The organism is Streptomyces sp. NPDC002896 (assembly GCF_040295225.1).
Classification (GTDB): domain Bacteria; phylum Actinomycetota; class Actinomycetes; order Streptomycetales; family Streptomycetaceae; genus Streptomyces.
In genome coordinates this window covers 17536-41288 of the sequence record NZ_JBEOVA010000014.1, presented here as the reverse complement: position 1 = coordinate 41288, position 23753 = coordinate 17536, and the positions used below count along the sequence as shown (strand labels likewise).

At 71.1% G+C, this 23753-nt stretch carries 20 protein-coding genes; 9 read left to right on the top strand and 11 right to left on the bottom strand.

Annotated features, from left to right (window positions below):
- The first annotated feature begins 104 nt into the window (after nucleotides 1-104).
- On the top strand, nucleotides 105-1490 hold the full coding sequence (locus ABT009_RS25840; RefSeq protein WP_351299455.1) for a cystathionine beta-synthase: 1386 nt from the start codon (nucleotides 105-107) through the stop codon (nucleotides 1488-1490).
- A 106-nt stretch (nucleotides 1491-1596) separates the two neighbouring features.
- Here the strand turns inward: ABT009_RS25840 and ABT009_RS25835 are convergent, their stop codons facing one another.
- Nucleotides 1597-3378 (bottom strand): recombinase family protein, encoded by a 1782-nt coding sequence (locus ABT009_RS25835; RefSeq protein WP_351299452.1) that lies wholly within the window; start codon nucleotides 3376-3378, stop codon nucleotides 1597-1599.
- A gap of 266 nt (nucleotides 3379-3644) precedes the next feature.
- Nucleotides 3645-4097, bottom strand: coding sequence for a CoA transferase (locus ABT009_RS25830; RefSeq protein WP_351299847.1), 453 nt, complete (start codon nucleotides 4095-4097; stop codon nucleotides 3645-3647).
- On the opposite strand from ABT009_RS25830, the gene ABT009_RS25825 reads away from it, so the two are divergent.
- Complete coding sequence (locus ABT009_RS25825; protein ID WP_351299877.1) at nucleotides 4035-4217, top strand: hypothetical protein; 183 nt, start codon at nucleotides 4035-4037, stop codon at nucleotides 4215-4217. The genes ABT009_RS25830 and ABT009_RS25825 overlap by 63 nt on opposite strands.
- A gap of 135 nt (nucleotides 4218-4352) precedes the next feature.
- On the opposite strand, the gene ABT009_RS25820 is transcribed toward ABT009_RS25825, so the two are convergent.
- From ABT009_RS25820 to ABT009_RS25795, 6 genes are all read right to left on the bottom strand, one after another.
- Nucleotides 4353-4769, bottom strand: coding sequence for a hypothetical protein (locus ABT009_RS25820; RefSeq protein ID WP_351299449.1), 417 nt, complete (start codon nucleotides 4767-4769; stop codon nucleotides 4353-4355).
- 11 nt (nucleotides 4770-4780) lie between these two features.
- Nucleotides 4781-6220: a purine-cytosine permease family protein gene (locus ABT009_RS25815; RefSeq protein ID WP_351299446.1), complete on the bottom strand. Its 1440-nt coding sequence runs from the start codon at nucleotides 6218-6220 to the stop codon at nucleotides 4781-4783.
- Between the two features lie 61 nt (nucleotides 6221-6281).
- Nucleotides 6282-7217, bottom strand: coding sequence for an ABC transporter substrate-binding protein (locus tag ABT009_RS25810; RefSeq protein ID WP_351299443.1), 936 nt, complete (start codon nucleotides 7215-7217; stop codon nucleotides 6282-6284).
- Nucleotides 7218-7236: 19 nt separating this feature from the next.
- Nucleotides 7237-7899: an ABC transporter permease gene (locus tag ABT009_RS25805; protein WP_351299440.1), complete on the bottom strand. Its 663-nt coding sequence runs from the start codon at nucleotides 7897-7899 to the stop codon at nucleotides 7237-7239.
- 4 nt (nucleotides 7900-7903) lie between these two features.
- Nucleotides 7904-8551 carry an ABC transporter permease gene (locus tag ABT009_RS25800; protein WP_181660820.1) on the bottom strand — a complete coding sequence of 216 codons (648 nt, stop codon included), beginning with the start codon at nucleotides 8549-8551 and terminating at the stop codon, nucleotides 7904-7906.
- Entirely contained in the window at nucleotides 8548-9597 is a 1050-nt protein-coding gene (locus ABT009_RS25795) for an ABC transporter ATP-binding protein (protein ID WP_351299435.1), read from the bottom strand. Before ABT009_RS25795 ends, ABT009_RS25800 begins: the two co-directional genes overlap by 4 nt.
- Before the next feature lie 141 nt (nucleotides 9598-9738).
- Between ABT009_RS25795 and ABT009_RS25790 the strand changes: the two genes are divergently transcribed.
- The 3 genes from ABT009_RS25790 (at nucleotide 9739) to ABT009_RS25780 (ending at nucleotide 12930) form a co-directional block, all read left to right on the top strand.
- Complete coding sequence (locus tag ABT009_RS25790; protein WP_351299432.1) at nucleotides 9739-11289, top strand: aromatic amino acid ammonia-lyase; 1551 nt, start codon at nucleotides 9739-9741, stop codon at nucleotides 11287-11289.
- A 125-nt stretch (nucleotides 11290-11414) separates the two neighbouring features.
- Complete coding sequence (locus ABT009_RS25785) at nucleotides 11415-12257, top strand: MurR/RpiR family transcriptional regulator (protein WP_351299429.1); 843 nt, start codon at nucleotides 11415-11417, stop codon at nucleotides 12255-12257.
- An 88-nt stretch (nucleotides 12258-12345) separates the two neighbouring features.
- Nucleotides 12346-12930, top strand: a complete 585-nt coding sequence (locus ABT009_RS25780; RefSeq protein WP_351299427.1) for a hypothetical protein — start codon at nucleotides 12346-12348, stop codon at nucleotides 12928-12930.
- 43 nt (nucleotides 12931-12973) lie between these two features.
- Here ABT009_RS25780 and ABT009_RS25775 read toward each other — a convergent pair whose 3' ends face one another.
- Both ABT009_RS25775 and ABT009_RS25770 read right to left on the bottom strand, forming a co-directional pair.
- Nucleotides 12974-14335 (bottom strand): APC family permease, encoded by a 1362-nt coding sequence (locus ABT009_RS25775; RefSeq protein ID WP_351299424.1) that lies wholly within the window; start codon nucleotides 14333-14335, stop codon nucleotides 12974-12976.
- A gap of 152 nt (nucleotides 14336-14487) precedes the next feature.
- Nucleotides 14488-15909 carry a type III PLP-dependent enzyme domain-containing protein gene (locus ABT009_RS25770; protein ID WP_351299421.1) on the bottom strand — a complete coding sequence of 474 codons (1422 nt, stop codon included), beginning with the start codon at nucleotides 15907-15909 and terminating at the stop codon, nucleotides 14488-14490.
- 141 nt (nucleotides 15910-16050) lie between these two features.
- Between ABT009_RS25770 and hutU the strand changes: the two genes are divergently transcribed.
- From hutU to hutI, 4 genes are all read left to right on the top strand, one after another.
- Entirely contained in the window at nucleotides 16051-17709 is a 1659-nt protein-coding gene (gene hutU / locus ABT009_RS25765; protein WP_351299418.1) for a urocanate hydratase, read from the top strand.
- Nucleotides 17710-17957: 248 nt separating this feature from the next.
- The gene (locus tag ABT009_RS25760; protein WP_351299415.1) at nucleotides 17958-19166 is read left to right on the top strand and encodes an allantoate amidohydrolase; all 1209 of its coding nucleotides are present in this window, start codon (nucleotides 17958-17960) and stop codon (nucleotides 19164-19166) included.
- Complete coding sequence (locus ABT009_RS25755) at nucleotides 19163-20542, top strand: formimidoylglutamate deiminase (RefSeq protein WP_351299412.1); 1380 nt, start codon at nucleotides 19163-19165, stop codon at nucleotides 20540-20542. The genes ABT009_RS25760 and ABT009_RS25755 overlap by 4 nt, the downstream gene beginning before the upstream one ends.
- 25 nt (nucleotides 20543-20567) lie before the next feature.
- Nucleotides 20568-21749, top strand: a complete 1182-nt coding sequence (gene hutI / locus ABT009_RS25750) for an imidazolonepropionase (RefSeq protein WP_351299409.1) — start codon at nucleotides 20568-20570, stop codon at nucleotides 21747-21749.
- A gap of 159 nt (nucleotides 21750-21908) precedes the next feature.
- Here the strand turns inward: hutI and ABT009_RS25745 are convergent, their stop codons facing one another.
- On the bottom strand, nucleotides 21909-23693 hold the full coding sequence (locus tag ABT009_RS25745) for an RICIN domain-containing protein (RefSeq protein ID WP_351299406.1): 1785 nt from the start codon (nucleotides 23691-23693) through the stop codon (nucleotides 21909-21911).
- Nucleotides 23694-23753: the final 60 nt, after the last annotated feature.

Sequence of the window (23753 nt, the reverse complement as noted above, 5' to 3'; positions counted from 1 at the left end):
GGCCCCGGCGGCCTTAGGCTGACCGCACCATCCCTATGCGGATCCCGTGTGGATCCCTGCACAGATCCTTTGTGCGGCTTCCTCTTGCAGCTCCGGAGACAACGGTGCAATTCCACGACTCGATGATCAGCCTCGTCGGCAACACCCCGCTGGTGAGGCTCAACAACGTGACCGCGGGTATCCAGGCGACCGTCCTGGCGAAGGTCGAGTACTTCAACCCCGGCGGTTCCGTGAAGGACCGCATCGCCCTGCGCATGATCGAGGCCGCCGAGCAGAGCGGCGAACTCAAGCCGGGCGGCACCATCGTCGAGCCGACCAGCGGAAACACCGGCATCGGCCTGGCGATCGTGGCCCAGCAGAAGGGCTACAAGTGCATCTTCGTCTGCCCTGACAAGGTGTCGACCGACAAGATCAACGTCCTTCGCGCGTACGGCGCCGAGGTCGTCGTCTGCCCCACGGCCGTCGCCCCCGAGCACCCGGACTCGTACTACAACGTCTCCGACCGGCTCGTACGCGAGACCCCCGGCGCGTGGAAGCCGGACCAGTACTCCAACCCCAACAACCCGCTCTCGCACTATCACTCCACCGGCCCCGAGCTGTGGGAGCAGACCGAGGGGAAGATCACCCATTTCGTGGCGGGCGTCGGCACCGGCGGAACGATCTCCGGTACCGGCCGCTACCTGAAGGACGTCAGCGACGGCCGCGTGAAGGTCATCGGCGCCGACCCCGAGGGCTCCGTCTACTCCGGCGGCTCCGGGCGCCCGTATCTCGTCGAGGGCGTCGGCGAGGACTTCTGGCCGACCGCGTACGACCGCACGATCGCCGACGAGATCGTCGCCGTCTCCGACAAGGACTCCTTCCAGATGACCCGCCGCCTCGCGCGCGAGGAGGGCCTCCTTGTCGGCGGCTCCTGCGGCATGGCGGTGGTCGCGGCACTGCGCGTCGCCGAACGGCTTGGACCGGACGACGTCGTGGTCGTGCTGCTGCCGGACGGCGGGCGCGGGTACCTGTCGAAGATCTTCAATGACGAGTGGCTGGCGTCCTACGGATTCCTGGAGGAGACGGGGCTGGCCGCGAGCGTCGGGGACGTGCTGAAACACAAGGAAGGCGATATCCCCAGCCTGGTGCATATGCACCCGGAAGAGACGGTCGGCCAAGCCATCGACGTGCTGCGCGAGTACGGCGTCTCGCAGATGCCCGTTGTGAAGCCGGGGGCCGGGCACCCCGATGTGATGGCGGCGGAGGTCGTCGGTTCCGTTGTCGAACGGGATCTGCTTGACGCGCTCTTCACGCGGCGCGCTTCGCTGGTCGACCCACTGGAGAAGCACATGTCGTCCCCGCTTCCGCAGGTGGGTTCCGGCGAGCCGGTTTCGGATCTCATGTCGGTTCTGGGCGACGCGGATGCGGCGATCGTGCTGGTGGAGGGCAAGCCGACCGGCGTGGTGACCCGACAGGATCTCCTGGCGTACATGGCGCGAACGGGGCAGTGAGCGCAGGGGTGATGCCGTCCTCCCAGGCCCTTGTGTCCTCCTCGTACGTCTGCGTACAACGCACACGCGTACGGGACGGCATCACCCGGCATGTCCTTTCAGGGCCTCAGGGCGTTTCTGCGGGCACGATCTGCAACAGCCGTGGGTCGAACGGCGCGCGACGGGACCGACCACGAGGGAGGGGGAGGACGATCACGGCTTGCAGTACATCGGCGATCGCCGCCCGCCGCTGCGTGAGACTCATTGCGGGCCACTGCGACCGGTTCCAGCCGCTCACACTGGCCTGCCAGGCCCGGAAGTGTTCCTCTCGTGCTGCTTCGAGCCCGGAGATCCGGGTTTCGAGGTCGGACATCTTCCGGGAACCGTCGGCGTAGGGGAGGGTGCCTGCATCACGCTGATCTTCGAGGGACTCATGCTTCTCGACGAGAAGCCGCAGTAGCGCTGTTCCGGCCCACTCTGGTTGTCGCTCGGAGCGGGCGTCCATGTGCCGCTTGTCGAGCATGGAGAAAACGATCTCCTGAAGGTAGTCGTCGACGTCGGGGACATTCCGCGCTGCGCCTGAGCAGTCCAAGGCAGTGCACACGTAAACCGCGTTGTCGGGATTCTTCTCGGTCGACCGAGCGCAACCACCCATCTTGGCGTTGCAGGGAGCTCCGTCCTTTCGGGTGGCGCCACAGCGGAGATAGCCGCTGAACAGGTACTTGCGATGGCTCTTGGGCTCCTTGCCCGGAGGCGGGCTGCCATTGGTCAGGCGTGTGCCCCGCTTCGCGCCGCGTTGCCGGGACAGCTCCACGAGCATCTGCCACTCCTCCACGGTCGCGGGTGCGTCCCACTGGCCGACGATCGGAGAGCCCGTCGCGGAGTCTCTGACCAGCTCCCCGTGGATTGCTCGGTATCCGCACATCACCGGATTGGTCAGGGCCTGGCGGACAGTTGCTCCGCTCCACCGGTTTCCCGCAGCGGTTGTGATCCCCCGACTGTTCAGTCCCCGCGCGATGTCGTTCCAGCTCGCCCCGCGCAGCGCTGATTCGATCATTTCCCGCAGAACAGGCCACTCATGGGGATCCCTGTCCATGTTGATCTTGCGGCCGGATCGAGGGTCTGGTGGAAGCCAGCCGAAGCGCCTGCGCCCGCCCGGGGTTCCGCCGTCGATGGCACGTCGGCGGATGTGGCGCTCGATCCTCTCCTTCGTCTTCCTGACCTCGTCCTCACTGGCGGTCGCGTCACCCGTGGCGTCCTTGGCATGGAGGTCGAAAACGGCTCGACGCTCGATAAAGAGTCCGTCCTCGGTGACGGTGACGGCCCGGCGGAGCTTGGCGCAGTCCGCAGCCAGGCGCCATACCCGTTCATGCTCTGTCGCGACGAGGGCCTGGACCGGGTAGCCCTCGCTCGTTCTCCGGTAGTGCAGTGCGTCCACCATCTCGACGAACGCCGGTCGTACGACGTCCGAGTGCGCAGCCGTAATGCCGTTGTCCTCGTAGCACTTGACGATGGCCACCCCGAACCCGGCGCCCGCCTCGATGTTCTCTTCGTGCTGGTGACGAACTCCCGTCCCGGCCTCGCGCCCTTTGGCCAGGACCGAGGACCGCGTGCTCTGGTCGGCGCTGATGCGGGCGTAGTCCAGGCCGGGTATCCGGCCGCCGAGCCACTCCTCGAAGGTGCGCCCGGTCTCCAGGGCCGAGACGAGGGATTGAGGAAGCTCCGAGACCAGCCGGACATACGAGCGCCCCTTCGAGGATGGGTGAACAGTTCGATCACCTTGAATATGCAGGCGGGCGTGAGGCTGGGGAGTGGATGACTGAATGGATCCGCGTATCGAGTGAGTGGAGGCGCCGCAGGTTGACACTGCGGACGATGGCCGACCGGACTTCGCGGAAGTGGTACGCACGCGTCACGTCCGCGCAGCACCCGCTTAACACGGGTCCGGCACATTAGTGGGTGTCGGCAGGGAGGGAGCGGCTCCCCTCCCAGGCCGGCAACCGAAACGGCGCCAAGGACCTCCGGAGCGGCTCCCGGACCTCCATGGACGCCACGGACGCGCCAGCCCGGCCCTGACCAGGCCCGCGTCCCTCGCGGGGACCGCCGTCGTCCCGCCCCCCGGTAACGGGGGTGCGGCGGTCCCCGCGCACAACCCTTTGCGCCGATGATCCGGTGTCAGCGAAGCCCGCCCTGCCGGTCGCCCGCGCTCACCGGGAAACGGCTGAGGCCGGAGGCCGGGAGAGCCACTGCTCGAGGACCTCCTCGGTGTGCTCGCCGAGCACCGGGCTCGGCGCCGTGACCCGGCCGGTGCCGGATTCCTTTTCCGGCCCGCCCGTCGCACCGGTGCGGAAGTGCACAGGCTGGCGAAGGAAGGGGATACGGCCGAGCACCGGATGCTCGAACTCCCCGAGCAGGCCGCGTTGACGTATCTGCTCGCTGTTCGTCACCTCTGCGAGGCCCTCGAGCAGGCGCGGCCGGAACCCCCGCCGACCGCGCCTGCTCGAGGGCCTCGACCGTGGTCAGCCGGCTGGACCACTCTTCGGTGATCCGCTTGACCTCGTCGATGTGCTGGGCCCGAGCGGTGTCGTCGGCGAACCTCGGGTCGGCGGGCAGCTCCGGCCGACCCACCAGTCCCGCGAACCGCAGCTCGGTGGTGGCAACCCAGCCGATCTGCCGGTCCGGCTGATGGCAGTGGCTGGTCAGGGCCCGGAGTCGCAGCTTGGGCTCGGCGAGGAGATCGGCGACTGACACGGGCACGCCGAGATTATCGGCCGGTCTGCCGGACGGTCTCAAATCCCCTCCTGGCCTGCGGGTGCGGCGCCACTACGAAACGCCCGGCGGTCGCGCAGGCCGCAGAGAGTGCGGTCGCCCCGGCTTCCTGGCCTACTCCTCCCAGTCCGAGGACTTCTCGCGTCGCTTCCCGAAATGCGGGCGGCTGCGCAAGGCCTGGACCGTGTTGACGCCGACGATGCCCGCCCAGGTGACGAAGAGGCCGGACATGCCCGCCTGGGTCGCGCCGATTGCGGAGAGCGGGATGGCGAGGATCAGGGAGATCACGCCGAAGCCGAAGCGCTCGCCCCAGGAGTCGCCGGACCCGGGGGCGCGGGCGCCTCTGGCCACGATTGTCTGCTGCTCGGCGAGCCGCCGTCGCACGCGTCGGTCGACCGCGTCGTCGACGCGCTGCTCGACCTTTTCCAGGAACGAGTCGACCAGCGCTGACTCGTACTCCTCGCCGAGTTCCCTGCGTGCGTGCAGGGTGGCGTCGAGTTCCTTCTTGAGTTCGGTGTCGCCGGCTTCCATACCGCCTTACGCTACGAAGCCGACGCCTCCGAGACAGTGGGGCTAGCCCCCCTCTTCGTACTGGGCTCAGCCCCCTCACCCGTCTGGCCACCGCCGTCGCGGTGCCGGCGCGCCACCGCCCGGTAGGCAGCCGCCGGTACGACGAGGCCCACGATCCAGGAGATGTCCGCGCCGCCCAGCGGTTCGACCAGAGGGCCGGTGTAGAAGTGCGTGACGAGGAAGGGGAGCTGGGCGAGCAGGCCGACGCCGTAGACGACGAGGGCGTCCCAGCGCCAGGCTCCGTAGCGGCCGCCCGGGTCGGCGAGGGCCGGGATGTCGTACCGCTCCTTCGAGATCAGGTAGTAGTCGACCAGGTTGATCGCCGACCACGGCGTGAAGAAGGTCAGCAGGAAGAGCAGGAAGTCCTTGAAGGACGTGAGGAAGCTGTCCTTGCCGAGAAGAGCCACCGCCGTGCCCGCGACCATGATCAGGGCGATGTAGAGGGCGCGGCCGCGCTGCGAGAGCACCCGCTGCCCGCGGAAGCCGCTGATGCTCGTGACCATCGACATGAAGCCGCCGTATGTGTTGAGCACGTTGACGGTCAGCTTGCCGAGCGCGATCACGAAGTAGAGGAACGACGCGATGAGGCCGGTGCCGCCGAGGCCCACCACGTAGCCGACCTGGTTGGCGAGGAACTTCTCGCCCGCCGTCGCGGCGACGAGTACGCCGAACGTCATCGACCACTGCGAGCCCAGCGCCGAGCCGGACAGGGTCCACCAGAACGTGGCCCGCGTGGACGTCGTACGCGGCAGATAGCGCGAGTAGTCAGCGACGTACGGCCCGAAGGCCAGTTGCCAGGACGCGGAGAGGGAGACCGCGAGCAGGAACATGGGCAGGGAGAAGTGCGCGTTGTCCAGCAGCGCCGAGACGTCGGCGTGGTCGAGGAGGCGTACACCGAGGTAGACGAAGGCCACTGCGCAGACGACGCTCGCGACCCGGCCCAGGGCGTGGATGACGCGGTAGCCGACGGTCGCAGTCACGGCGGTGACGAGGGCAAAGACCACGATGCCGGTGGTGTCGCCGGTGTGGGTGAGCTCGCCGACGGCCTGTCCGGCGAGGACGCTGCCGCTCGCGAAGAAGCCGACGTACATGAGGATGACGAGGAGCAGCGGTACGACCGCCCCGCGCACGCCGAACTGGGCGCGTGACTGGATCATCTGCGGCAGCCCGAGCTTCGGGCCCTGCGCCGAGTGCAGGGCCATCACGGCGCCGCCCAGCAGATTGCCGAGGACGAGCCCGGCGATCGACCACACCACGTCGCCGCCGAAGACGACCGCGAGGGCGCCGGTGACGACGGCGGTGATCTGGAGGTTGGCGCCGAGCCAGAGCGTGAACTGGCTGAACGCGGTGCCGTGCCGTTCCTCGTCGGGTACGACGTCGATGGAGCGGAGCTCCACGAGGCCCTGGGCCATGAGCCGGATTCCCTTCCTGTCGACTTTCCGTCGTCCTGCTGCTCGGCGGTTTGCTGCTGGGCTACTTCTTTGTGAGGCCGTGCTTCTCGGCGTAGGCGTTCGCCACGTCCTCCGGATCCTTCTTGTCCTTGTCGACCTGCCGGTTGAGTTCGGTGAGGTCCGCTGTCGTCAGTACGTTGCCCAGCTCGGCGAGCGCCTTGCGGACCGTCGAGTCGGCCTTGCGGTCGGCGATGAGGGGGACGACGTGCTGGCCGGGGATGAGGTTCTTGGGGTCGGTGAGGACGACCCAGCCCTCGGCCTGGATGTCGGTGTCGGTCGTGAAGAGGTTCGCGACGTCCACATCGCCCTTCTTCAGGGCGCCCTTTACCAGCGGCCCGGAGGAGTCCAGCGACTTGAACTCCTTGAACTCCACGCCGTAGACGTCCTTCAGGCCGACCACACCGACGGCGCGCTTCTTGACCTCGGGGGCGGCTCCGATGACAAGCTTGCCGTTCTGCTTGGCCAGGTCGGCCAGCGACGTCAGCCCGTACTTCTTCGCCGTCTCGCGCGTGACGACGAATGCGTCCGAGTCCTCGGCCATCCCGTACGGCAGGACCTGCAGGCCGTCGGGCAGCGCGATGGCGAGGGCGTTCTGCATCTCGCCCTCCTCCGTGGCCGTCGCCTTCGGCGCGAGGTAGTGCAGCAGCGCGCCCTGGTACTCGGGCAGGAGGTCGATGTCGCCGCCTTTGAGTGCGGGGATGAGGATCTCGCGGGTGCCGAGGTTGGGGCGGACCGTGGTCTTCACGCCGGCCGCTTCCAGGACGGCGGCGTAGAGGTAGCCGAGCACCTGGTTCTCGGTGAAGTTGGCGGTGCCGATGGTGATGCCGTTCTTGCTGGAGCCGGCGCCGCTGCCGACGCTGCCCTGGCCGTCCAGCGAGGTGATGCCGCTGCCGCAGGCGGCGAGCGCGGGGACGGAGGCGGCGGCGAACAGGCCGCCGAGGAGAGTCCTGCGGTTCATGGTTCGTTGCTCCTTGGCCCTAGGCGGGGCGGTGTCGGAAGAGGGCGCGCTGGAGGGCGGAGAGCGCGAGGTCCAGGACGACGGCGATGACCGCGACCAGAACGGCGCCGCCCAGCACCTGCACGAGGTCGCGCTGGGCGAGGCCGTCGAAGACGTACCGGCCGAGGCCGCCGAAGCTGACGTACGCGGCGATGGTGGCCGTCGCGACCACCTGGATCAGCGCGAGCCGCAGCCCGGTCATGATCAGCGGGAGGGCGAGGGGGAGTTCCACCTGGAAGAGGACCTGGTGGGCGCGCATGCCCTGGCCGCGTGCCGCGTCCTTCACCTCCGGGTCGACGGCGGTCATGCCCGCGTAGGTGTTGGTCACGATGGACGGGACGGCGAGGGCGACCAGCGCCACGTACACCGGCCACATGGACAGGCCGCTGGCCAGGAAGACCAGCACCACCAGGCCGACGGTGGGCAGGGCCCGGCCGAACGACGACAGGTTGATGGCGAGGAAGGCGCCCCGGCCGGTGTGGCCGATGAGCAGGCCGACAGGAAGGGCGATGGCGGCCGCGATGAGCGTGGCCAGCAGCGAGTACTGGAGGTGCTCGGCGAGGCGGTGTGCGATGCCGTCGGGGCCGGACCACTGCTCGCCGCTGACCAGCCAGGCGCCGAGGTTCTTGAACAGCTCGTACATGGGCTCAGGCCCCCCGCTTCTGACGGGTCCAGGGAGTCAGGACGTGCTGGACGGCGACCAGCAGCGCGTCCGCGACCAGGGCCAGCAGCAGCGTCAGGGCGACGCCGACCAGGACCGGGGTGGGGAAGTTGCGCTGGAAGCCGTCGGTGAACAGCTGGCCGAGGCCGCCGTCGCCGATGTAGGTCGCCACCGAGACGAGGGAGATCGACATGACCGTGGCGATCCGGACGCCCGCCATGATCACCGGGAGGGCGAGCGGGAGCTCGACGGTGAGCAGCACGCGCAGCGGCCTGGTGCCCATGGCCGTCGCAGCCTCCTTCGTCCTGGTGGGGACGGAGTCGAGGCCCTCGACGGTGTTCCGCAGCAGCACGACCAGGGTGTAGACCGTCAGGCCGATGACGGTGGTGGTGCGCGTCAGACCGGAGACCGGGAGCAGCAGTACGAAGATCGCGATCGACGGAATCGTGAAGAAGACGTTCGACAGGCCGAGCAGGAAGCCGCGCAGCGGGCGGATCCGGTGCGCCACAACGGCCAGCGGCAGGGAGATCAGCAGCCCGAAGAAGACGGCGGACAGGGCGGCCTGGAGATGCGAGACGGTGAGGGCGGCCAGGTCGCCCGCATGGCCGGATATCCAGCTCCACTCGATGGTCATGCGGCGACACTCGCTTCGGCGTGGGCGCGTCCTGCGTGGATGTGGATGTCGTCGCGCGAGGTGACGCCGGTGAGGGCGCCGTCGGCGTCGACGCGGGCCACGAACCCGGCAGGTGAGGCGACGGCCTCGTTGAGCGCGGACAGCAGCGCGTCGGTGTCGCGCAGGGGGCGTACGGGCGTGAGGGGAGCGTCCTTCGGGGCCTCCGTGTCGCGCCAGCCGAGGGGCGTACGGGCGCTGTCGAGGACCAGTTCCCAGCGGGCGCCCTCCGGCGCCGGGCCCTGCGGGACGTCCCCCAGCGTCGTCAGCGAGAGCAGCTTCAGGCCGCGTTCGGCGCCGAGGAAGTCCGCCACGAAGTCGTCCGCCGGGCGGGCGAGGAGTTCGGCGGGCGAGGCGCACTGGACGAGATGGCCGCCGGTGCGGAAGACCGCGATGCGGTCGCCGAGCCGGACGGCCTCGTCGATGTCGTGCGTGACGAAGACGATGGTCTTGCTCAACTCCTTCTGGAGCCTGAGCAGTTCGTCCTGGAGCTGGGTGCGTACGACGGGGTCGACCGCACCGAACGGCTCGTCCATCAGCAGCACCGGCGGGTCGGCGGCGAGTGCGCGGGCCACGCCGACGCGCTGCTGCTGGCCACCGGAGAGCTGGTGCGGGTAGCGCTTGCCGGCCTCGGTGGGCAGGCCCACGGTCTCCAGCAGCTCCGCCGCCCGCGTACGCGCCTTCTTGCGGCCCCAGCCGAGCAGCAGCGGCACGGTGGCGATGTTGTCGAGCACGGTGCGGTGCGGGAAGAGTCCGGCCTGCTGGATGACGTAGCCGATGGAGCGGCGAAGCTCCGCGGCGTCCTGCTGGAGGACGTCGCGGCCGCCGACCCGGATGGTTCCGGAGGTCGGGTCGACCATTCGGTTGATCATGCGGAGGGTCGTGGTCTTTCCGCAGCCGGAGGATCCGACGAGTACGGTGACGCCGCCTTCCGGCATGTCGAGGGAGAGGTCATGGACCGCCGTTGTGCCGTTGGGGAAGCGCTTGTGGACCGCATCGAATTGGATCATGAGTTGTCCCTTGCCCGGTCTGCATATCGTCATGCAGAGTTCTCGGTAATGAATAGGTTGTCAATGCTTCGGCGTTAATCGCTGGTTACATATGGCCGAGGGGTAAGACGCCGGCGTCCGGAGAGGGAGGAATTGCGCGTGATGTCGTCTCGCAGTGTGGATACGGCGGCTCGTAGGCCGTCCGGCAGCGTGGTCCTCGACGGGCAGGAGCTGGCGATCGCCGACGTCGTGCGGCTCGCCGACGGCACCGCCCGCCCCCTGGCGGGCGCCGAGGCGTTGAAGCGCGTCAAGGAGTCCTGGGACGCCGCGCGCGAGATCGCCGCGACCGGTCGCGTCTACGGCCGCTCCACCGGGGTCGGCGCCAACCGCAGCGAGGACGTGCCCACCGAGGCCGCCGCCGGACACGGACTGCGCCTGCTGCGCAGCCACGCCGGCGCGATCGGCGAGGAGCTGCCCGCCCGGCAGGTCCGGGCGATGCTCGCGGTGCGCGCCAACCAGCTGCTCGCGGGCGGCGCGGGCCTGCGCCCCGGCGTCGTCACCGCGCTGTGCGACGCGCTGGAGACCGGCGCGTACCCCGTCGTCAACGAATTCGGCTCGGTCGGCACCGGCGACATAGCCGCCCTCGCCCAGGTAGGCCTCGCGCTCGCCGGCGAACACCCCTGGCGGGGTCAGGGCCCCGAGCCGCAGCCGCTCGACAACAACGACGCGCTCGCCCTCATCAGCAGCAACGCCCTGACCCTGGGCCAGTCCGCGCTCGCCCTGCACGAACTGCGCGGCCTCATCGACGCCACCCAGGTCGTCGCCGCGCTGTCGCTGCTCGCGGTCGACGGCTCGCACGAGGCGTACGCGGAGCCCGTGCACGCGGCCCGCCGCCACCGCGGCTCGTACGAGGTCGCCCGGCTCATGCGCGAGCTCATCGGCGCCGCCGAACGCCCCGTCCCGCCGCTCGGCCGCATCCAGGACCCGTACGGCTTCCGCTGCCTGCCGCAGATCCACGGGCCCGCGCACGACGCTGCGGACACCCTCGAGGACATACTGACCGTCGAGATCAACGCGGCCGCCGAGAACCCGCTGATCTCCCCCGAGGACATGGCGGCCTACCACCACGGCGGCTTCTACATGGCCCAGCTCGCCCTGGCCCTGGACCACTTCAGGCTCGCCCTCGCCTCGGTCGCCCGCCTGTCGACCTCGCGCCTGTCGACCCTCAACGAACCGGCGTACACGCGTCTGCGGCCCTTCCTGGCCGACCACGAGCCCGCCTCGTCCGGGGTGATGATCCTGGAGTACGCCGCCGGGGCCGCGCTCGGCGATCTGCGGGCCTTCTCCGCGCCGGCCTCGCTCGGCCACGCTGTACTCTCCCGGGGCGTCGAGGAGCAGGCCAGCTTCGCGTCGCTCGCGGCCCGGCAGACGCTGCGGGCCTGCGGGGCGTTCCGGCTCGTCGTCGGCTGCGAACTCGTCGCCGCCGTACGCGCGCTGCGCCAGCGCGACCTGCGGCCCGAGCCGGAGCTGCCGGTGGGGCGGGCGCTGGAGCTGGCCGAGTCGGTGCTCGACCCGGACCTCGCGGACCGGCCGCTCACCGACGACGTAAGCGCCGCGGCCGCACTGCTCGACCGGTTCACGGACCTGGTATCCGACGTGGTGAAGGGGTCCGAAGCGAGGGAGGGGGCGACGGCATGGCGGGGTCCGATGTGAGGAACGGGGGCGACGGCATGACGGGGTCCGACGCGATGAACGGGTCCGACGCGATGGCGGCGTCCGACGTGAGGAACGGGGGCGACGCCGTGACGGGACCCGACGTGACGAGGGGAAACACGGACATGAGCGTGAACGACAGCCCGGCTGCGCGGCTGCAGGCGCTTTTCGAGGGCCACCGGCTGACGCCCACCCAGCGCCGCATCGCGCACAGCATGGTGCGCTGGGCCGCCGACGTGCCGTTCCTGTCCAGCGTGGAGCTGGCCGAGCTCGCCGGCGTCAGCCAGCCGTCGGTGACCCGCTTCGCGGTCGCGCTCGGCTTCGACGGCTATCCGGCGCTGCGCAGGCACCTGCGCGAGGTGGCACCGGCGGAGGCCCCGGCGGGCGCGACCTCGTACAACGAGTACCAGCAGGCGGTCGAGGCGGAGATCGAGAACCTCCGCCATCTCGCGGAACTGCTCGCCGATCCGCGGCCGGTGGCCCGCGCCGGACGCCTGCTCGCGGCGTCCCGCCCGCTCCCGGTCCTCGGCCTGCGCGCGGCCGCGTCCCAGGCGTACGGCTTCGCGTACTTCGCCGCGAAGGTGCATCCGGACGTACGGCTGCTGAACGAGGGCGGTTCGATGCTCGCCGACCGCATCGACGCGGCCGCCCGGGCCGGGGCGACGGCGCTGCTCTGCTTCGCGCTGCCGCGCCATCCGCGGGAGGTCGTGGACGCGCTGACGTACGCACAGGAGGTGGGGCTGACGGTGGTCACCGTCGCCGACAGCGCATTCGCCCCGGTGGCGAAGGTGTCGGACCTTCTGCTGCCCGCCGCCGTCGGCACGGGCCTCGCCTTCGACACGGCCTGCGCGCCGATGCTCCTCGGCCGGGTCCTGCTGGAGGCCATGTGCGACGACCTGCCGGACGCCCAGGCGCGCCTGGAGGAGTTCGACACGAAGGCGGCGGGGCGGGGCCTGTTCGTCGAGTAATCACCCGGTGGAGTGCCCCGTTTCTCATCGCCTCCTCAGAGTCCGCCACTACCCTCCCTCGCTGAACAGAGCCGTAGGGAGGCAGAGCGTGGCACGCGGAGGTCAAGGACTGGCTCGGGTCGCGGTGGTCGTGCGCGCCGGAGCCGCACCGCTGTGGTGGCTCGGTGTGTTCGCCGCCGGAATCGGCGTACTACCGCCCGGCCTCACCGGCCGCCGTATCGGGGTGCTCGGCGGCGCCGCCCTGTTCCTGCTGGCCGCCGCCACGGTGGCGTACACGCGCAGGAAGCGGTACGCCGCACTCGCCGCCGGTGCCGCACGCGCGGGCAAGCACGATGTGCTGCAGGACCGCGCCGTGACCGTGCGCAACTGGCGGCGCGGCCACCGCTGGTGGCTGCTGCTCGCCTTCCTCGCCGCGCTGGGCAGCGCCTTCGCCGTGCCGGCGGCGGGCGGCATGCTGCTCGCCGGCCTCGGTGCCGGGCTCTGGCTGAAGGCCGCGCGCCTGGGCCGCCGCGAGCGCAAGGACAACGCGCTGCTGTGGGTACGCGTCGACTGGCTCGGCCGCGGCGCAGGAGCCCCGGCGGGCAAGCAGGTCAAGGGCTACCGCACCACGGGCGTCGCGGCAGGCGACGCGGCCCCCGGCGGCTCCCGGCGCCGAACGGACGCCCTCGTCTAGTGCGCTGCCGAGAGTCAGTCAGCTGCCGAGCGTCCGCCGGCCCTCAGTCCTCGCCCCGCGCCCGCAGCACCAGCTTGTTCACCCCCCACAGGGCGATCCCGAGCGCGAGCAGCACACCGGCCCGGATGTAGACGTCGGCGGCCCGGTCCGCGAGAGGGCTGGCCAGGATGATGGCGGTGAGGGCGCCCAGGACGGGGAGCGGCGTCGGCGTACGGAAGTGCTTGTGCTCGACGTGGTCGCGGCGCAGCACCAGTACCGCGACGTTGACCACCGCGAACACGCACAGCAGCAGGAACGCCGTGGTGTCGCCCAGGCCCTCGATCTCGCCCGTCGAGACCAGGCCGATCGCCAGGAGCGAGACGAAGACGATGCCCACCACCGGTGTGCGGCGCCGGGGCAGGACCCGGCCCATGCCGCGCGGCAGGATCCGCTCGTTCGCCATGCCGTAGCACAGCCGCGACGCCATCATGAGGTTGATCAGCGCCGAGTTGCTGACGGCGAACAGCGCGATGAGCGCGAAGAGCTTGTGCGGGAAGTCGACACCGCCCGCCTTCACGACCTCGAGCAGCGGCCCGCTCGATCCCTCCAGGACCCGGTAGTCGACAAGGAGCGAGGAGATCAGCGCCACCAGGACGTAGATCGTGCCCGTCACGGCCACACCGATGAAGATCGCCCGGGGGAAGCTGCGGCCCGGGTCCTTCGTCTCCTCGGCCATGTTGACCGAGTCCTCGAAGCCGACGAACGCGAAGAAGCCGAGCGCGGTGGCCCCGAGCACGCTGGTGAGCAGGGCGTATCCGGTGCCCTCCGCCTCGAAGTCGCCCAGCCGCGAGGGGTCCCCGCCGCCCGTCAGGACGGCGTACGCACCGATGCCGAGGATGATCAGCAGACCGGACAGCTCGACGAGCGTGAAGACCACGTTCGCCTTCACCGACTCCGAGACGCCCCGCAGGTTCAGCGCGGCGAGGGCAACGATGAAGAGGATCGCGATCAGCGTGGGCGGCAGCACGTTGTTCGTCAGCTCGCTCATGTAGTCGCCGCTGAAGGCACGGGCCGCCGCGCTCGCGGACGACAGTCCCGAGCACATCACCATGAAGGCGATGATGAACGTGAAGAAGGGCAGCTGGAACGCCTTCTGCGTGTAGAGGGCGGCGCCCGCGGCCTTCGGGTACTTGCCGACGAGCTCCACGTACGAGGCGGCCGTCAGGATCGCCACGACGAAGCCGATGACGAACGGCAGCCACAGCGCCCCGCCCACCTTGCCGGCGACCTTGCCGGTGGTGGCGTAGATGCCGGTGCCGAGGATGTCGCCGATCACGAAGAGGATCAGCAGTCTGGGGCCGATGGCGCGCTTGAGCGACGGCTCCTCGGCCGGCTGTGTGGCGGCAGCGGTTTCTGCGGTGGACACGAGAACCTCCCCCGATCCGTGCGATCCGCCGTTCCGTCGTTTCACCGGTCCGTCGGATCTTCCGTCGTTCCGTCGGAGAACTGTCTGCCCCGTCCGGGGAACGGAATGCGCCCACGCGCGCGTGGCGCACCCGCAAGGGTCTGCGAGGTGGGTCAGATGCCGTCCGTGAGCGCCCCCGCGTGGGCCCCGCCCGACTCGGCGACGATCTCGTCGAGCGTCTGCGGGCCCCGGACCACGGCGAAGCGCACCCCGCGGCCCGCGTCGGCGGTGAACCCGTAGATCGCGGGCCGGGCGAGGGAGTTGTACGCGTAGTGGTGCGCGAAGTAGTACGCGCCGGTGTCCAGCGCCGCGGCGTGGTCGCCCTGCTCGAGCAGCGGGAGCGAGCGGTTCGTGGCGAGCAGGTCGCCCGCGAAGCAGGCCGGGCCCGCGATGTCCTGGACGACGTCGGGCCCGGTCTTGGGGCGGCCCTTCGCGTCGTACGCGGCGATCCGCAGGGGCCACAGCTCCGGCGCGTAGACGGTACGGGTCGCGACCTGCACGCCCGCGTGCGTGACCGCGATCGGCCGGCCGCCCGACGACTTCGCGTACTCGACGCGCGCCAGCACCGTGCCGTGCTTGGCGAGCAGTGACCGTCCGAACTCCGTCACCAGCCCGTAGCGCCCGTCGAGCAGCCCCGGCACCTCCCGCTTGAGCAGTCGCGCGTACGTGCCGTAGGCCGGGGTCGGATCGTCCGTCGTGAAGTCGACCGGCAGGCCGCCGCCGATGTCGATGGTGTCGATCTGCCGCCGCCCGGCCGCCGCGTTGATCTCCTCGGCCAGCTCGTATGTCGTCGCGACACCCTGTGCCATCAGCTCCAGCGGCAGGCCCTGGGAGCCGGAGTGCGCGTGCAGCCGGGTCAGCCACGGGCGGTCCAGATAGGCGCGGACGACCCAGGCGCGGGCGCCCTCGTCGAGCAGCGCGACCCCGAACTTGGAGGTGGCCGTGGCCGTGGACAGGGCCTCGATCGAACCGCGGCCGACGCCCGGGTTCACGCGCAGGCCCAGCGGCGAGGCGGTGGGGGCCGATGCGACCAGGTCGTCGATGCGGGACAGCTCCTGAGGATTGTCGGCGTTGACGGCGATGCCGAGGGTGAGGGCCTCGCGCAGTTCGTCGACGGTCTTGGCGGGGGAGTCCAGCACGGTGTGGCCGACCGGTATCCCGGCCGCGCGGGCCAGCGCCAGCTCGCCGGGGCTCGCGACCTCCGCGCCGATGCCGCAGGCGGCGAGGAGTCGCAGTACGGGCACGAGCGGGGTCGCCTTCACGGCGAAGGCGTGCAGTACGGGCGTACCGGGTGGGGTGACCTGGTCGAACGCGTCGCGGAGCGCGGTGGCGGCGGCGCGGATGCCGGCCACGTCGAGGAGCCCGATGATGGGACTTCCAGGGCCGATGAGCCCCTGCTCGACGGCGGCGCGCACGGCTTCGTCGCGTCGAGCGCCCGCGTCGCGCTGTTCCCTCTGCCTGTACCGCTCGTTCTGTTCGTCCTCGTGCCTGTGCCGCTCGTTCTGTCCGTTCTCGTGTTCCGCACCCTCGCCCATGCGTTCCAGACAACCACCCGGCGCGCGCCCGCGCCGCCGTACCGACCGAAGGGAATGTATTGACTAGTTCTATTCAGGAAGCCAGGATGTGAATATCCGATGCAACATCCGCAGGCCCGCCGCAAGGCAAGGAGGCAGACCATGTCAGGACCCCGCCCCGTACGAGCGCCGCGTGGCACCGAGCTGAGCGCCCTGGGGTGGCAGCAGGAGGCCGCTCTGCGGATGCTGCAGAACAACCTCGACCCCGAGGTCGCCGAGCACCCCGACAAGCTCGTCGTCTACGGCGGCACGGGCAAGGCGGCCCGCGACTGGCGCTCCTTCGACGCCATGGTCCGCACGCTGCAGACCCTCAAGCAGGACGAGACGATGCTCGTGCAGTCGGGTCGCCCGGTCGGCGTGATGCAGACGCACGAGTGGGCGCCGCGGGTGCTGATCGCCAACTCCAACCTCGTCGGCGACTGGGCCAACTGGGAGGAGTTCCGCAGGCTGGAGGCCCTCGGCCTGACGATGTACGGCCAGATGACGGCCGGCTCGTGGATCTACATCGGTACGCAGGGCATCCTGCAGGGCACCTACGAGACCTTCGCGGCCGTGGCGGCGAAGAAGTTCGGCGGCACCCTCGCCGGAACCATCACGCTGACCGCCGGTCTGGGCGGCATGGGCGGCGCCCAGCCGCTCGCCGTGACCATGAACGACGGCGTCGCCATCTGCATCGACTGCGACCCGCGCGCCATCGAGCGCCGCATCGAGCACCGCTACCTGGACGTCAAGGCCGACTCGCTCGACCACGCACTCCAGCTGGCGGTCGAGGCCCGCGACGCCCGCCGTCCGCTCTCCATCGGCGTCCTCGGCAACGCCGCCGAGCTCGTCCCGCAGCTCCTCGCCATGAACGCCCCCATCGACATCGTGACCGACCAGACGTCGGCCCACGACCCGCTGTCGTACCTCCCGCTGGGCGTGGCCTTCGACGACATGGCCTCGTACGCGGCGGAGAAGCCTGCGGACTTCACGCAGCGCGCCCGGGAGTCGATGGCCCGTCACGTGGAGGCGATGGTCGGCTTCATGGACGCGGGCGCCGAGGTCTTCGACTACGGCAACTCGATCCGCGGCGAGGCCCAGCTCGCGGGCTACGACCGGGCGTTCGCGTTCCCCGGCTTCGTACCGGCCTACATCCGGCCGCTGTTCTGCGAGGGCAAGGGCCCGTTCCGCTGGGCCGCGCTGTCGGGCGAGGCCTCGGACATCGCCAAGACGGACAAGGCGATCCTGGACCTGTTCCCGGAGAACGAGTCGCTCGCGCGCTGGATCAAGATGGCGGAGGAGCGGGTCCACTTCCAGGGACTCCCGGCCCGCATCTGCTGGCTCGGCTACGGCGAACGGGACCGCGCCGGCGAACGCTTCAACGACATGGTGGCCAGCGGCGAACTCGCGGCACCGCTCGCGATCGGCCGCGACCACCTCGACTGCGGCTCGGTGGCGTCCCCGTACCGCGAGACGGAGGCGATGCTCGACGGTTCGGACGCGATCGCGGACTGGCCGCTGCTGAACGCGATGGTGAACGTGGCCTCGGGCGCGTCGTGGGTGTCCATCCACCACGGCGGCGGCGTCGGCATGGGCCGCTCCATCCACGCGGGCCAGGTGACGGTGGCGGACGGTACGCCGCTGGCGGGCGAGAAGATCCGCCGCGTGCTGACGAACGATCCCGGGATGGGCGTGATCCGGCATGTGGACGCGGGGTACGACCGGGCGGACGAGGTGGCGCGGGAGCGCGGGGTTCGGGTTCCCATGCGGGAGGGCGAGTGAACTCGCCGAAGGGCGTTGAGGGCGGCCGCTCCGCGGCGTCCGTGGGCGGCGGTGCCGCAGCGTCTGTGGGCAGTCGTTCCGCTGGGGCGATGGGGGTCCCCCCGCTCGAGCGAAGCCGAGAGTGGGGGAGGGTGGGCACAGACGCACCCGCAGACGGCGGACGGCAGTCACCACCCCGGGGTCCGGGGGCAGAGCCCCCGGTTTCGGGAAGGGGCGGGGTCGGGGAACATCCACCGTCGTTCCACCAGATGTGGCAGGACCTGAAACCCATCGGCCGCAACCCGGAAAGCGGCGGCTACCGCAGGTACGCATGGACCGGCGCAGACGCCGACTGCAGGTCGTGGTTCAAGGCGCAGGCCGAAACCCGCGGCCTGACCTACGAACTGGACCGCAACGGCAACCAGTGGGCCTGGCTCGGCGACCCCACGCAGGGAGACGCCGTGGTCACCGGCTCCCACCTGGACTCCGTCCCCGACGGCGGCCCCTTCGACGGCCCCCTCGGCGTGGTCTCCGCCTTCGCCGCCCTGGACGAACTCCGCAACAGGGGAGCGGAGTTCACCAGGCCCCTGGCGATCGCGAACTTCGGCGACGAGGAGGGCGCCCGCTTCGGCCTGGCCTGCGTAGGCTCCCGCCTCACCGCGGGACAGCTGACCCCCGAGCAGGCGCACAGGCTCCGCGACGCGGACGGCATCACCCTCCCGCAGGCCATGGAGAGGGCCGGCTACGACCCGGAGACGATCGGCCCGGACCCGGACCGCCTGGCCCGTATCGGCGCCTTCGTCGAACTCCACGTGGAACAGGGCCGAGCCCTCGACCTGACAGGCGACAGAGTCGGCATCGCCAGCGCCATCTGGCCCCACGGCCGCTGGCGCTTCGACTTCCGCGGCGAGGCCAACCACGCGGGCACGACCCGCCTGGTCGACCGCCGCGACCCGATGCTGTCGTACGCGGAGACGGTCCTGGCGGCCCGCCGCGAGGCGGAACTCGCTGGCGCTGTAGCCACGTTCGGCAAGATCGCGGTCGAGCCGAACGGCGTCAACGCCATTCCGTCCCTGGTCCGCGGCTGGCTCGACTCCCGCGCCGCCGACCAGGGGACCCTCGACACGGTCGTCGAGGGCATCGAGAAGGCGGCCCGCGAGTACGCGGACCGGCACGGCATCGAACTGGCCGTCGTACGGGAATCGTTCACGCCGGTCGTCGAGTTCGAGCACGCACTACGAGACGAAATGGCCCGCATCCTGGGCAAGGGCAGGGACACGGACATCAGGGTCCCCGTCCTCGGCACCGGCGCGGGACACGACGCCGGAATCCTCTCCGGCTCGATCCCCACCGCCATGCTGTTCGTACGCAACCCCACCGGCGTCTCGCACTCGCCGGCCGAGTACGCGTCGGAGGACGACTGCCTGGCCGGCGTGACCGCACTCGCCGACGTACTGGAAGGTCTGGCGTGCAGGTGAATCCGCAGAACCCGCAGACGTACTGGCTGGAACAGGCCTGGCTCGACACGTACGTCGAGCCGGGCGTGGCCGTCGAGGTGGCGGACGGCCGCATCACCGCCGTCCGCAAGGGAGCCGACACTCCGCCCCCCGGCGCCGAGATCCTCCGCGGCCTGACGATCCCCGGCCTCGCCAACGCCCACTCGCACGCCTTCCACCGTGCGCTGCGCGGCACCGTGCAGGTCGGCTCCGGCACGTTCTGGACGTGGCGCGAGATCATGTACTCGGTCGCGGACCGGCTGACCCCCGAGACGTACCACGCGCTCGCGCGGGCGGTGTACGCGGAGATGGCGCTCGCGGGCGTCACGGTGGTCGGCGAGTTCCACTATCTGCACCACGCGCCGGGCGGCACCCCGTACGCCGACCCGAACGCGATGGGAGAGGCGCTGATCGCGGCGGCGTCGGAGGCCGGTATCCGCATCACGCTCCTCGACACGGCGTACGTCTCGTCCGGTTTCGGCGAGCCACCGAACAAGCACCAGCTGCGGTTCTCCGACGGCACGGCGCAGGCGTGGGCGGAGCGGGCGTCGCTGCTGGAGGGCCCCCTGCTGAAGGAGCAGGACCACGCGCGGATCGGCGCGGCGATCCACTCGGTACGAGCGGTCCCGGCCGACCAGCTCGCGACGGTCGCCGAATGGGCCGGCGCCCGCCGGGCACCCCTCCACGTCCACCTCTCCGAGCAGACCGCCGAGAACGACGCGTGCCGCGCGGCGCACGGCCGCACGCCGACGCAACTCCTCGCCGACCACGGCGTGCTGGGCCCGCGCACGACAGGCGTGCACAACACACACCTCACACCCGAGGACATCCGCCTGATCGGCTCCACGACCACGGGCACCTGCATGTGCCCGACGACGGAACGGGACCTGGCAGACGGCATCGGCCCGGCGGCGGCCCTCCAGAAGGCAGGCTCCCCGCTCTCCCTCGGTTCCGACAGCCACGCGGTGATCGACCTCCTGGAGGAGGCGCGGGCGATGGAGCTGAACGAGCGGCTGCGCACCCGGACCCGCGGCCACTGGACGGCGGCTGCCCTGCTGCGGGCGGCCACGGCGGACGGCTACGCGGCGCTCGGCTGGGCCGACGACGCGGGCGTCCCCGAAGCGGGCGTACTCGAGGCGGGCGCCCTCGCCGACTTCACCACCGTCACCCTGGACTCGGTCCGCACGGCCGGCACCCTGCCCCGCCTCGGTGCCGAAACGGCGGTCTTCGCGGCCACGTCGGCGGACATCCGCCACACGGTCGTGGGCGGCCGCCATGTCGTACGCGACGGGGTGCACACCCTGATCCCGGACGTACCGTCGGCGCTGGCGGAATCGATCGAAGCGCTGCGCGGCTAGCTCGCCGAGAGGACTCACTGAAACCATGACCACCGCCGGAACCACTGCGCTCATCACCAACATCGGCAGCCTGGTCACCAACGACCCGAGCGCGGGCGAGGGCCCTCTGGGCCTCCTGCGGAACGCGGCCGTGGTGATCGAGGGCGAGCGCATCGCCTGGGTCGGCCCGGCGGCCGGGGCCCCCGCCGCCGACACGGCGTACGACGCGGACGGCCGGGCCGTGATCCCCGGCTTCGTGGACTCCCACTCGCATCTGGTCTTCGCGGGCGACCGTACGGAGGAGTTCAACGCCCGTATGTCGGGGCGCCCTTACTCCGCGGGCGGCATCCGCACGACGGTGGCCGCGACGCGCGCCGCGACGGATGCCGACCTGGAGGCGAACCTCACCCGCTACCTGCGCGAGGCCCTGCACCAGGGCACGACGACGTTCGAGACGAAGTCGGGCTACGGCCTGACGGTGGAGGACGAGGCCCGAGCCCTGCGCATTGCGTCGGCGCACACGGACGAGGTGACGTACCTGGGTGCCCACATCGTCCCACCGGACTACGCCGACGACCCGGCCGCGTATGTAGCCCTGGTGACGGGCGCCATGCTGAACGCCTGTGCACCGTACGCCCGCTGGATCGACGTCTTCTGCGAGAAGGGCGCCTTCGACGGCGACCAGGCCCGCACGATCCTCACGGCGGGCAAGGCGAAGGGCCTGCACCCGCGCGTCCACGCGAACCAACTCTCGTACGGCCCGGGCGTCCAGCTGGCGGTCGAACTGGACGCGGCATCGGCCGACCACTGCACGCACCTGACGGACGAGGACGTCGACGCCCTGGCCCACTCTCAGACGGTCGCAACCCTCCTCCCCGGCGCCGAGTTCTCCACCCGGGCCGACTGGCCGAACGCCCGCCGCCTCCTCGACGCAGGCGCCACAGTCGCCCTCTCGACGGACTGCAACCCGGGCTCGTCCTTCACCTCCTCGGTCCCCTTCTGCATCGCCCTCGCGGTACGGGACATGGGGATGACCCCGGACGAGGCGGTGTGGTCGGCGACGGCGGGCGGGGCGACGGCCCTGCGCCGGGCCGACATCGGCCGCATCGCCCCCGGCGCGCACGCCGACCTCGCCCTGCTCGACGCCCCGAGCCATGTGCACCTGGCGTACCGGCCGGGGGTGCCGCTGGTGGCGGGGGTGTGGCGACGAGGGGTGCGCGAGGTCTGACGGCAGGTCATCGCCTTCACCTATGCCGAGCCCCGGCGCGACGTCGCCCGAGCCGCCGCTATGCAACCGCCAGGAACTTGCCGACTGGATCCCCGGCTTCCCTAGTGTTGCGTCAGTTAGAGGTGTCGGTGTCAGGGTCCGGGGCGCTCGCAGCGTCCGTCAGACCGGGGTTGCCCCCGCTGTCCAGCGCTGGGCGGGCCCGCCCTCGGCGGGGAGTTGGGCGAGCCGGGAGCCCGGGGCTTCCGAGTACGGGGTGACGGCTCGGTCCGGGGCGATGGCCGGGTGGATCGTGCCGTGGGTGTCGACGGTGAAGGTCAGGTTGAGGCCGTTGGGGCCGTCGGCGGAGGAGCAGGTCCAGATGCCGATGGTCTTGTCGGTGTCTCCGCGGCTGTCCAGGCAGTATGCGGGAGCCGCGTACGACTGGATGACGCCGCGGTCGGCGTCCACGCGCCACCGCTGGGTGGGGGAGGAGCCGCAGGGCGCGGTGACCACGTCCGTGCCGTTCTGGGGGTAGGCGTACGGGCGGATGTCCAGGCACAGTCCCGAGGCCGCGTTGACGAACTGGGTGAAGCGGGCGCCCGGTGGCGGGGGTGCGGGGGCCTTTGTCCGGGTCGGTGACGGGGGCAGCGGGGGCCGTGGGGAGGGGTTCGCCGAGTTGGTCGGCCTTGCGGACATCGTGGGCGCGGTCGGCGGGGATGCCGAGGCGGAGACCGTCGCGGTCGCCGTCACCGTGACGGGCGGCTGCTGCGGGGGCAGCATGGCCCCGCGCCCGGCCGGTTCGGAGTCGCTCGACAGCAGCATTACGAGGAGCGGGGCCAGGGCCACGCCCACGGCGACCGAGGCGAGTATGACGCGCCGCGAGGGCCACCAGTCAGCTGCCTCGCCCCCGCCCCAGCGGCCGGATGCCGACCCGGTCGCGGCCGCACCCGGCCCTGAGCGGGCGTGCGCGGCCATCCCGGCCCGACCGGCCCTACCGGCGCGCCGCGAAAGGCCATACGCGATGCCGACGCCGCCCGCCGTACCGCCGCCGCCCCCTGCGAACGCAACGCCGCGGCCCGCGTACTCGGCCCCGCCCCACCCCAGCAACCCCTCCGCCAGCACCTCCCGCGGTGTGTCCCGCAGGCGGGCCAGCCGCGCGTACGCCGTGCTGCAGCACGTGCATTCGGCGAGGTGGGTGTGGAGGTCCGGGCTGTGCCGGGCGTATCCGGGGCGTACCGCCTCCTCGATGAGGCGGCCGTAGCCGCGGCAGCGGGTGTCTCCGTAGTGCGTCAGGTGCGAGTTCAGCCAGGCCCTGCGCATCGCGTTCAGGGCCGAGTCCTTCAGCTGGGCGACCTCGTGGGACGAAGCGCCCACGTAGACGGCCGTGTTCGGGTCCGGTTCCTCGTCCACCACGCCGTACCAGAGGATGCCCTGCAGGCGGATCGGGAGGCTGTGGAAGGCGGCCAGGACGACCGGGTCGGCCGGGCATGTCGGATCGCCGGGGTGGGAGGAGCCAGGGGACGCCGGCCCGTACGGATCACTCGCCTCCGCCGCCGCGTCGAAGCGGGCGAGCAGCCCGGGGGCGAGGCGTCCGCTGCGGGCGTCGGCGGCCCAGGCGCGGGCCACGCGCAGTACATGCCGCAGCAGGTGGTGCCGCCACGTCCCACGCGGTTCCGCGCCCTGTTTCACCTCGTGCGCGGCGAGCGCGAACGCCTGTGCCGTGAGCTGCCGCGCGGAGTTCTCGCCGATGCCGCACAGACGGGCGTAGCCGAGGACGGCGGGGCGGTGGCGTCGGCGGAGCTCGCGCAGTGCCGGGTATGCGGTGGGGGCGTTGGCGCGGAGTAGTTCGGTGAGGCGGGCGTCGGGGGTCTGCGCGTGGATGCCCTGCGGGGTCGGCTGTCCGGGCGGCTGTCCGGCCGAGTGTGCGGTCGAAGTGATGCTGTCCGTTCGGCCGAGCCGTTCCATCCGCACGCCTCCTCGCCCAAGCAGGCCTGACCGCCCGGTACTTCGGTGTACCGGCGAGTA